We start from the raw sequence: 10,008 nt of genomic DNA on the forward strand, positions 1-10,008 counted from the left end.
AAAGCAGAGAACATGTAGCTTAAGAATATGCACAGTCGTCCAGCACCTTAATAAAGAATTGAAAAGTTTGGCATGCCGCGCGCTCGGCAGCCAGACGCTCCTGATCGTCGCCGGCAATGTTTTCCGCAAACCGCAGAAAATCTTGCCACATAAGCGCTGTGTCCTGACCATAGCCTCGGTAAAAGCAAGCACCGGCTTCGCCACTCAACCCATGATGTGCCTCTAGGCTGCGCGAAATAAGCTGTCCACCCAACATCGAACCCTCTATCACGTATAAAACCCCCGTATATTCGCCGATGCTGGTCACCGGCGGTGCCGGTATGTTTTGCGCTGTTTCACATCCGCCGGCCAGCGGATCGACCCCCAAAAAAGCCAGATCGCGGCAAATCCAGGGTAGCTTGACGCGTTGAGAATAGTCTAATTGACAGTCTTTAGAAGGCTGAAAGGCAATTAACCGACCTTCCAAGGCTTGGTAGAGATAATAGTAGGCCGTTAGTAAATTTCGGTATGTATCCAACGAGTAGCCGGGCTGGGTTAGCCCGACCAGTAAACGGTGTTGATTTAAGCGCTTGTGATAGTCGTTGGTTGCGTCTCTCAAGGCCTCGCGTACTGCCTGTTTGGAATTGTACGGCGGTGTAGCGGACGATTTCATTCGGAGCCCCGGCAAACCCTGTTTAGTAAAAAACGGCACGGAATAGGAATATACCAACAATTCAGCGGAAGGCCAGATGCGTCCCTGATAGCGGGAATGGCAATATTTGCGGGCCGGGCTAACACTTGGGCAAACGCCGGCTCCAGGCCATAAACTCTTCTATCGGCACCGGCTTGCTGAACAAAAACCCCTGACAGGCATGGCAGCCGTGCTGTTCCAGAAACAAGCGCTGCGCGTCGGTTTCGCCCCCTTCGGCAATCACCTCTATCCCCAGGTTATGGGCCATGCCGATGATGGTTTGCACGATCACCGCATCGCTGGTCTTGACGCCGATGTTATGCACGAAGGAGCGATCGATTTTTAACTGATCGAACGGCAACTGCGTCAGATAGGAAAACGACGAATACCCGGTACCGAAATCGTCCAAAGAAAAGCGCACGCCCATATCCCTGAGCGCTTGCATCTTCAGGATAGTGTCGTTGATATTCTCAAGCACCAGACTTTCAGTCAGTTCCAGTTCCAGCAAGTCCGGATTGACCCCGTTATTATCCAGCGCCCGCCGCACCTGTTCGACAAAATCCGCCGCTCTAAACTGGCGCGCACTGACATTAATAGCCAGCCGAAACTGCCGCCAATTTTCACTCCCCTCCCACCGTTTCAGTTGCGCGCAGGCCGCTTCCAATACGCACTGGCCAATCGGCAGAATCAAACTGGTTTTTTCCGCCAAGGCAATAAACTCCAACGGCGACACCAATCCGCGTTCCGGATGCTGCCAGCGCAACAGCACTTCGGCGCCCACCACTTGATGGTTTCGATACATCTGCGGTTGAAAATATAGCTTGAACTGATTATGGGCCAGCGCGAGGCGCAAATCTTTTTCCAACTCGGCACGGGCAGTCGCCATCGCCTGCATGCTCGGATCGAAAAAGCGTACGGTATTGCGCCCGGCTACTTTGGCCTGGTACATGGCAAGATCGGCATGCCGGAGTAGCTCTTCGGCAAGCTCTTGATCGCGGTACAAACGAATACCGATACTGGCCGAACAATGAAATTCGTAGCCGCTCAAGTCGTAGGGATGAGCCAGCGCTTCCAGCAGTTTTTCACCGACTTGTTTGGTCTGCATTGCGGCAAGCTCGGCATCGGCACTCAAATCCGCCAGCAACACCAAAAACTCATCGCCACCCAGGCGTCCGACGATGTCGCACTCGCGCACGGTAGCGCGTAACCGCCGCGCCACTTCCACCAATAGCCGGTCGCCGGCATCATGACCGCGCGTGTCGTTAAGCGTCTTGAAATTATCCAGGTCCAAAAACAGAATAGCGCCATACAAACCGTTGCGGGCGCCGGCAACCAGTTCCTGAGCCAAGCGATCTTGCAGCAAACGCCGGTTAGGTAAGTGGGTTAAAGGATCGTAGTAGGCCAAACGGTGGATTTCCGCCACCGCATCCTTATTCTCGGTAATATCCGAAAACGTACCAACGTAATGAGTAATTCGGCCATCAGGTGCGACCACGGCGGCGATGGTCAGCCACTCAGCGACGATCAGGCCGTTCTTACGGCGATTCCAGATTTCACCTTGCCAGTGGCCGGTTTCCTGCAATGAGGTCCACATTGCGTTAAAGAATCCCTTGTCGTGCCGCCCGGAGTTGAGCATGTGCGGCGTTTGCCCCAGCACTTCGTCGGCGTTGTAGCCGGTCAGCGCGGTAAAGGCCCGATTCACGCGCAGGATCACCGCGTCCGGGGAGGTGACGATCATCGCCGACTGTGATTCGAAGGCAATGGCGCTGACCCGCAGCATCTCTTCCGCCTGTTTGCGTTCGCTGATGTCCCGGATAATAGCGATACCGCCAGCAATCTTGCCGACACCATCTCGGGACGGCGCACAAGTCATATCTATCCAAATGCCGGCCGCATTCGGCGAGGGTTTGTACTCGCCTTCATAAACCACCTTTTCGCCTTGCAGCGCCCGCTGTAAGGCCGCGAGTATCGCGGGGTCCTTAAAACCTTTAATATCCAATCCGACGATAGCCTCGACGCTATTCTGCAAAATATCGGCGAACGGCTCATTGTAGTACGTGACCACCAGATCGATATCGTAATGAAAAATACCGATGGGCGAATGTTTCAGCAGCAAGCGATAGCGTTGCTCGCTGGTCCGCATGGTTTCCTCGCGTTCAGCGGCATCCAGATGCAGCACAATATTCTCGGTGATACTGCGATTGATACGCCGTAAGCTGACCATCATGAAGCATAGGTATAAAAAACCCGCCATGCTCATCGCCACAAACAAGCCATTACCGGACACGAACAAGCGAATAATGAGGGGCAGCAGCGAGGTCACGGAAAATAGCACCGCGCTGGGCAGATCGGCGGAAAATGCCACTACGCCGCCGGCCGATAAACCCGCCAGCATAAAAACCAGAAAGAGTTGGTGTTGCGCGCTATTGGCCGGGAACATCAGAAAACCGGCCGCCCCCCACACCAGACCCACAGCCAGCACCCCGATACGAAACCTTTTCAACCAAAATCGCGTGCTAGCGCCCACTCCCGGAGCGGCGGTTCGATAAGCCTTGACCAGCAAGGTGCGGGAAACCGCCACCAGCATAATGAGTATAAGCCAAGTAAGCACCACGGAAGCCGCGATCATGTCGCGCTGCATATAGGCCAGAATCACCGCCAGTAGCGTGCTGCTGATCAATGACGTGTTACTTGCCGCAAACAGCTGGCGTAGCTGTGCCGCTTGGATTGCTGCCTGTTTGTTCGGGTTACTGATCACGTATGGTTTAGCGGCCGGATGCTGACTAACGACTGAAGTGGGTTTGGAACGACTACCGGTAAGCGTTTTGGATTGTACGCTAACCGGATTAACTGGCAATGCTGTTTTTCGGCTAGCCGCTTTCCGCGATAACGGCAACCGTGGCGAATCAACTCGCGCGGGTTTTATTGATCGGCGGCTTTAGGGCGGTATCATGCTTTCGCCAGTTCCACGAGCTTGCAAACCGTTCGCCAATTCCGCCCGGTCATCGCCACGCCGAGGCGTTTTTCGGCTTGAGCCGCCAGTTTGGAACGTCCGATACCCTCCGGCGCATGCAAGTAAAAAACCTGGTTGATCAAGCTGTAGCGTTCGTTGTCTTTTTTGATGGCCGCCAGTGCGTTCAGGTCGGGATTGGTCGGTGCGGACAGCAAAAAATTCAGATGCAAGGTATTGGGCTGGGTTTCCGCTTCGGGAAAGGGATTGACTCGCATGGCCTGTTCCAGCTCTGCCAGTTCCAGCAACACTAACTGCGGCTCGAATCCTTGGTGTTGTTTTATTGCCGCGCCGATCTGTTCGGAAAGTGGCGCAACGTTTGCTTTATCGCTTCGAAACACGGCATTGCCGCTTTGGATATAGGTTTTCACCTGGCCTAGCCCAAGGCTTTCCAGAATGGCAACCAGTGCCTGCATCGGCAACATGTTTTGCCCGCCGACGTTTAGGCCTCTAAACAAGGCGATATAGGTCTTCATCTGTTTGCCGATTGGCCCTCGATTTCGAGCTGTTTAAAGGGTATCTCGCCATGGCTTCGCCGTGTCCGTTTTGCTTTTGCGTTTTTTACGCTGAGCCCGCAATGCCGCATCGTACGAGCGGCGCGCCCAGATAGCGGCCTGCTCGCGCTCTTCCATAAACTCAACCGGTGCCTGGTAATACGACAGTTTGGCGACCTTGCCGTCTCTGTGGTATTCAAACTGCCCCAGCCCCTGCTCGTCGAAGTACCGGACATTTTCGGCATCGGCTTTCAGGTACAAGGTATCGTCCGCCACCAGGGCGAACATCAATCCGTCGTGATAGACACCGTAGCCGCCGAACATCTTGCGTAGGGTAACCGGGCCGAACAGTTCAAAAACCTCGAGAAGATAGGCAATCAATTCGCTCATCGCAACCTCAAAAAATGCATGTTTGCATAGTTATAAAATCCGATTTAGCTTGAAACCGCCGGTAATGGCAAAGCCTTTGGAACGATCATGCCCCTACCCCAACCGGAAACGCCGTCTTATCCACCACCCGCCGCAACACGAAGCTGGTGTGCACCCCACTGACACCCGGAATGCCGGTGACGCGATTCAACAGCAATTCCTGGTAGGCGTCCAAGTCCTTGACCATAACCTTGAGCTGGTAATCGGCGGTCTGGCCGGTGATCAACAGACATTCCATCACTTCCGGAATCTCGGCAACCGCCGCTTCGAAGGCGCTGAAACGTTCCGGCGTGTGTTGGTCCATCGAGATATGGATCAAAGCCATCAGCGTCAGACCCAAGGCTTTGGCATCCAACAAGGCCCGGTAGCCGACGATCAGGCCGCCCTCCTCCAACGCCCGCACCCGCCGCAGGCAAGGTGACGGCGATAGGCCGATGCGGTCGGCCAATTCCTGGTTGCTGATGCGGCCGTCGGCTTGCAGGATGTTCAAGATTTGCCTGTCGTATCGATCCAGTTCCATAAAATGCCCGCTATCCACTCACTAAAACAATTAAATAAACTATTTACAGTTTATATAGCAACATTCTATCAAAACAATGAGTTTTTCATGGCATAAACGCAATCGCCTGACGAACGGTTTAGCCTATCCTATCGGCTAACTACTTTCCAGGAGCTTAAAGCCATGTTGACCAACCCTTCCAGCAAATACCATCCATTCCCACCGGTGGCGCTTGCCGACCGCCGATGGCCCAATCGCACGATTACCCAAGCGCCGATCTGGATGAGCACCGATTTGCGCGACGGCAATCAGGCCTTGTTCGAACCGATGAACGCCGAACGCAAACTGCGCCTGTTCCGCACCTTGTGCGGCATCGGTTTCAAGGAAATCGAAGTGGCGTTTCCGTCGGCTTCGCAAACCGATTTCGACTTCGTGCGCCGTTTGATAGATGACGCGTTGATACCCGACGACGTAACCATCGAAGTACTCAGCCACGCCCGCGAGCCGTTGTTGCGGCGTAGCGTCGAAGCCTTGCACGGCGCACGTTCGGCCATCGTGCATATCGTCAATGCAACGTCCCCACCATTTTGCGAACTGGTATTGGGTATGAGCCGGGCCGAGGTGTTGACGATGGCCGTCAAGGCGGTGCTACTGGTCAAACACTTGACCGCCGAACAGCTGCAAACCCAATGGCGCTTGCAATACAGCCTGGAAACCTTCACCGCCACCGAGCTGGATTTTGCCGTCGAGGTTTGCGATGCGGTCAGCGCCGCCTGGGGCGCGACGCCGGATAACAAGATCATTCTGAATTTGCCGTCGTCGGTGGAAACGGCGACGCCGAACGTCTACGCCGACCAGATCGAATGGATGCATCGTCATATCGCCCGCCGCGACAGCGTCATCCTCAGCGTGCATCCGCACAACGACCGCGGCACCGCGGTAGCCGCCGCCGAACTGGCGTTGATGGCCGGCGCCGAGCGCGTCGAGGGCTGCTTGTTCGGCAACGGCGAACGCACCGGCAATGTGGATTTAGTGACGCTGGCCTTGAATCTTTATACACAAGGCATTGCTCCGGGCTTGGATTTTTCCGACATCGATGCGGTGGTGCGTGATTTCGAGGCCTGCACTGGCTTGAGCGTACCGCCCCGCCAACCCTATGCCGGCGAGTTGGTGTTCACCGCGTTTTCCGGCTCGCACCAGGACGCCATCAAGAAAGGCTTTGCCGCCCAGCAGCCCGGTAGCCTCTGGAACGTGCCGTATCTGCCGTTCGATCCGGCCGACGTCGGACGCGGTTACGACGCGGTGATCCGCATCAACAGCCAGTCCGGCAAGGGCGGCATCGCCCATTTGCTGGAAAGCCATTATGGTGTGGTACTGCCGCGCCGTTTGCAGGTGGAGTTTTCACAAGTGGTGCAACGCCATACCGACCGCCACGGCGGTGAAATCGGCGCGGAACAGTTGTGGCAGCTATTTGCCCAGACTTATCTCGATGTGGCACAGCCATTGCGTTACCTCGGCCATCAATTGTTCGAGCATGCGCAAGGACAAGGCATACAACTGCAAATCGAGTTGGACGGCGAACCGCACGCCTTAATCGGCGTGGGTAACGGACCGATAGCCGCGACCATCCAGGCTTTAGGCTCGCTCGGCGGCGCAGTGTCGGTGTGCAGTTACGAGGAACGCTCGACCGGCAGCGGCGGCGATGCCCAGGCCTGCGCCTTTGTCGAACTGGCGGCTGCGAACGGCCCAACCGCCTATGGCGTCGGCATGGACGGCAACATCGTCACCGCATCGATCAAAGCCCTGCTCGGTGGCTGCAATCGCTTAACTAACCATGCCGACTTTCGGCAACGTCGCGCTATTGAAAACGAAGGTTTTACTGCGGTTAGCTCGCCGACTGCCGTAAACCCTACGGCATGATACAGGAGACAACATTGAATACTTACCGTTGGAATGCCCAGGATTATGCACAAAACTCGCACGTCCAACAGCAATGGGCTAAAGAGATGATGGCTGTTTTGCGGTTAACCGGCAGCGAATCCGTACTGGATTTAGGTTGCGGCGATGGCAAAATCACGGCGGAAATCGCCGGAATCGTCGATCGCGGCGCGGTAGTCGGCATTGATAATGCCGAGGCGATGATAGCACTGGCCAAGCATCGCTACCCGGAACAGCAACATCCCAACCTGTCGTTTCGGGTCATGGATGCAGGGAATTTACGCTTTGCCGAGTGTTTTGACGTGGTTTTCTCCAACGCGGTGCTGCATTGGCTCAAGCAGCACCAACCGGTGATTGACGGCTTGTACCGAAGCCTGAAAACCGGCGGCAAAATCCTGCTGCGCATGGGTGGACAAGGCGATGCGGCCGGCATGCGGGCGGCGATTGACCGAGTCAAGGATTCGGCGCCATGGTCGCGGTGTTTTATCGGCTTCGAGTTTCCATATACCTTTCCAGGGGTCGATGAATACCGGGTGATGCTGGAAGTGGCCGGATTTAGCGTCAAACGGCTCGAGCTCGTCGCCAAGGATATGACCCACGAAGGCCGGGCGGGTTTGACAGGCAGGGTTCGAACCACCTGGCTGCCTTATACGCAACGGCTTCTGGAAGACCTTAGGGAATCGTTTATCGAAGCGGTTTGTTCGAGTTATCTGGATCAAGTGCCGTTGAGCGTGGATGGCAAAGCCCATGTGGCGATGGTCTTGCTCGAGGTCGAAGCGGAGAAATCGGCGAAGTTTTAGCCTGCGTAGCCTCGGAATAGCGAAGCGTTTTCGGAGGAATTGGGAGGGTGCGAGTATTTTTCGATATTCGCCCGGCCCCTCATGCTCAAATACTTACCTGATTGTGTCTGTTCGGCCAAGAGTTGCCAGTCGAGTAAGCGATCCGAAAGCGGACATAGATGTGTCAATGATTCAGCATTGATAATCGGACCTAGAGCCTGGATAATCCCTTAGGCGCTATGGCATGGTGCCATGTATTCCAAAGTTGGGGATCAAAATACGGTGAAGAGGACTATATTCTATTCGTGGCAGTCAGATCTCGATGCTTCGGGAAATCGCAATCTAATTGAAGATGCTCTTAAGCGAGCCATAAAGAGCATTAAAAAGGACGACACGGGATCGGTTGAGCCGGTACTAGACCGCGACACGGCAGGAGTTTCTGGCTCTCCTTCCATTTCTGAGAGTATCTTTGCCAAGATCACGTTAGCAGACGTATTCGTTGCGGATGTATCGATCATAAATACAGGAAGCGAAAATCGGCTAACACCTAATCCAAACGTGCTCGTCGAACTTGGCTATGCTATTGCCCAGCTTGGATGGGAGCGAGTGGTGCTCGTTCAGAACACTGCTTATGGAAGCCCTGAAGAGCTGCCGTTTGATCTGCGCGGGCGAAGGGTTGTTCCATATTCATTTAGAAATGATACCGACAACCGTTCAGAAGTAAGAGCACTTCTTCAGGGACGTCTTGAGGCGGCGCTAAAAGCGGCGTTGCATGAATCAACGCAAATGTCGTTGCCTTCTGGCAAGGGAGCACCGCTTTGGTGGGGCAAGTGGAAGAATGACAGCGATGGTTTGGGGTTTGGAGGAACGCTAAATATTCGAGAGGTCTGCGCGACGGGGTTTCTATTTGATCTTTCAGTTTTCAATGGCTCGCATTCGGGCGAAATCACGGCGTACGCCAGATTGGTTGCACAAGATCTTGCATATGCCAGGGTTGAAAATGGGCCTGATGGTGAAGTTGGAGAAATTCAGTTCAGGCGTGAGCTGTCAGGTGATAGGCAAATAATTCGCGTCGAGGAAACGTCCAGCTGTCATTACTACCATGGAATGGGTGTTCAGTTTTCCGGCAACTTTGTTCACGTGCTGGAACCTCTATTTGATTATGGTTTCCTAAACGAACTGGAAATGATGAGCCTTGTAAGGCTGACCGGTGAGTACTACGAATCGTTGAGGGTGCGCTTTCAGGGAATTGGTGAGTCTGAGTGCCTAGATTCATTTGAGGCCAAAGTCATACACGGTGGCGTCAGAGGTCTATACACGATTATGGAAGGGATCATTATGTCCGGCCCAAGGGGCGAGTTATGGGCCGCATACCTAGATGATGATGTGGCTAGGTACTTCACCACGGAGCCCAAGTGGAAAGAGCAGCTCCCCAAAACGATCGAAGATTGGCGTAGCCGCTTTAATGACAAGCCCGTAAAATTCCACGCTTATGTAAGTGCAATTCCGCCGGATGAGCCGTGATAGTTGTTTCAAATCTAACAATTCGCTTCAGACGGACGATCCTGGCGGGCTGAGGTCTGATCCCGGTAGGATGCGGTGAGGTACGAACCGCATCATTCGCGTTATTCTCTAGCCGTTAACTTCGATAAATCGATGTCAACACCCCAATTTTCAGGATACACACCCTGTTTCACATAACCATGAAAACTCGAATAGGGCCAATCTTTAACTGATCTAGCCCAGCCATGCTTGACCGGATTCCAATGAATGTAGTCGACATGCTGCCGGTAATCGGTTTCATCGCGAATAAGATGCTCCCAAAACGCCGCTGCCACAAGCCCCTTTCACCGCGCTTTCCTCGGCCTTGGGAAATTCTCTCGCCTTTTGCTATGTGCCGTGAGAAATAGGCTTTGATCAAGCCCCATCGGCTGGGAAAGTCGGAATCACCATCGGGTAACGTTAAAATACAATGTAAATGTTCTGGCAATACGACAATCGCATCGATTTCATAGGGATGATTAGCATTCACTTGTGCAAAAGCCATTCGCAACAGTTCAATCCGATCTGTTGACAATCGATTGCCATGGCGTTCGACTAGGGGCTGTTGCCATTTTGGATCGATAACCTTGAAATTGAGCTGCTCTGCCTCATTGATTGAGCTTTTCAATCAAAAGACAAGCAAACTA

8 protein-coding genes and 1 pseudogene are annotated in these 10,008 nt (G+C 54.0%); 3 read left to right on the forward strand and 6 right to left on the reverse strand.

What is annotated here, in order from left to right:
• Positions 1-19: 19 nt before the first annotated feature.
• The 5 genes from A1332_RS17395 to A1332_RS17415 all read right to left on the reverse strand — a co-directional run bounded on the left by A1332_RS17395 (position 20) and on the right by A1332_RS17415 (position 5,123).
• A complete protein-coding gene (locus tag A1332_RS17395; protein WP_064009700.1) occupies positions 20-652 on the reverse strand; it encodes a biliverdin-producing heme oxygenase in 633 nt (210 codons plus the stop codon).
• A 118-nt stretch (positions 653-770) separates the two neighbouring features.
• Positions 771-3,527 (reverse strand): bifunctional diguanylate cyclase/phosphodiesterase, encoded by a 2,757-nt coding sequence (locus A1332_RS17400; RefSeq protein ID WP_231890345.1) that lies wholly within the window; start codon positions 3,525-3,527, stop codon positions 771-773.
• Between the two features lie 92 nt (positions 3,528-3,619).
• A complete protein-coding gene (locus A1332_RS17405; RefSeq protein WP_064009702.1) occupies positions 3,620-4,156 on the reverse strand; it encodes a DUF1697 domain-containing protein in 537 nt (178 codons plus the stop codon).
• Between the two features lie 33 nt (positions 4,157-4,189).
• The gene (locus tag A1332_RS17410; protein ID WP_064009703.1) at positions 4,190-4,564 is read right to left on the reverse strand and encodes a TfoX/Sxy family protein; all 375 of its coding nucleotides are present in this window, start codon (positions 4,562-4,564) and stop codon (positions 4,190-4,192) included.
• 85 nt (positions 4,565-4,649) lie between these two features.
• On the reverse strand, positions 4,650-5,123 hold the full coding sequence (locus tag A1332_RS17415) for an Lrp/AsnC family transcriptional regulator (protein ID WP_064009704.1): 474 nt from the start codon (positions 5,121-5,123) through the stop codon (positions 4,650-4,652).
• Between the two features lie 162 nt (positions 5,124-5,285).
• Here A1332_RS17415 and leuA point away from each other — a divergent pair, with 162 nt between their 5' ends.
• The 3 genes from leuA (at position 5,286) to A1332_RS17430 (ending at position 9,343) form a co-directional block, all read left to right on the forward strand.
• Entirely contained in the window at positions 5,286-7,022 is a 1,737-nt protein-coding gene (gene leuA / locus A1332_RS17420) for a 2-isopropylmalate synthase (protein WP_064009705.1), read from the forward strand.
• Between the two features lie 14 nt (positions 7,023-7,036).
• Complete coding sequence (locus A1332_RS17425; protein WP_082879758.1) at positions 7,037-7,840, forward strand: class I SAM-dependent methyltransferase; 804 nt, start codon at positions 7,037-7,039, stop codon at positions 7,838-7,840.
• A 231-nt stretch (positions 7,841-8,071) separates the two neighbouring features.
• Positions 8,072-9,343, forward strand: coding sequence for a TIR domain-containing protein (locus A1332_RS17430; RefSeq protein WP_064009707.1), 1,272 nt, complete (start codon positions 8,072-8,074; stop codon positions 9,341-9,343).
• Positions 9,344-9,444: 101 nt separating this feature from the next.
• On the opposite strand, the pseudogene A1332_RS17435 reads toward A1332_RS17430, so the two are convergent.
• A pseudogene (locus A1332_RS17435) lies at positions 9,445-9,944 on the reverse strand (REP-associated tyrosine transposase).
• Positions 9,945-10,008: the final 64 nt, after the last annotated feature.

It is taken from the genome of Methylomonas methanica, assembly GCF_001644035.1.
Lineage (GTDB): Bacteria > Pseudomonadota > Gammaproteobacteria > Methylococcales > Methylomonadaceae > Methylomonas > Methylomonas methanica_A.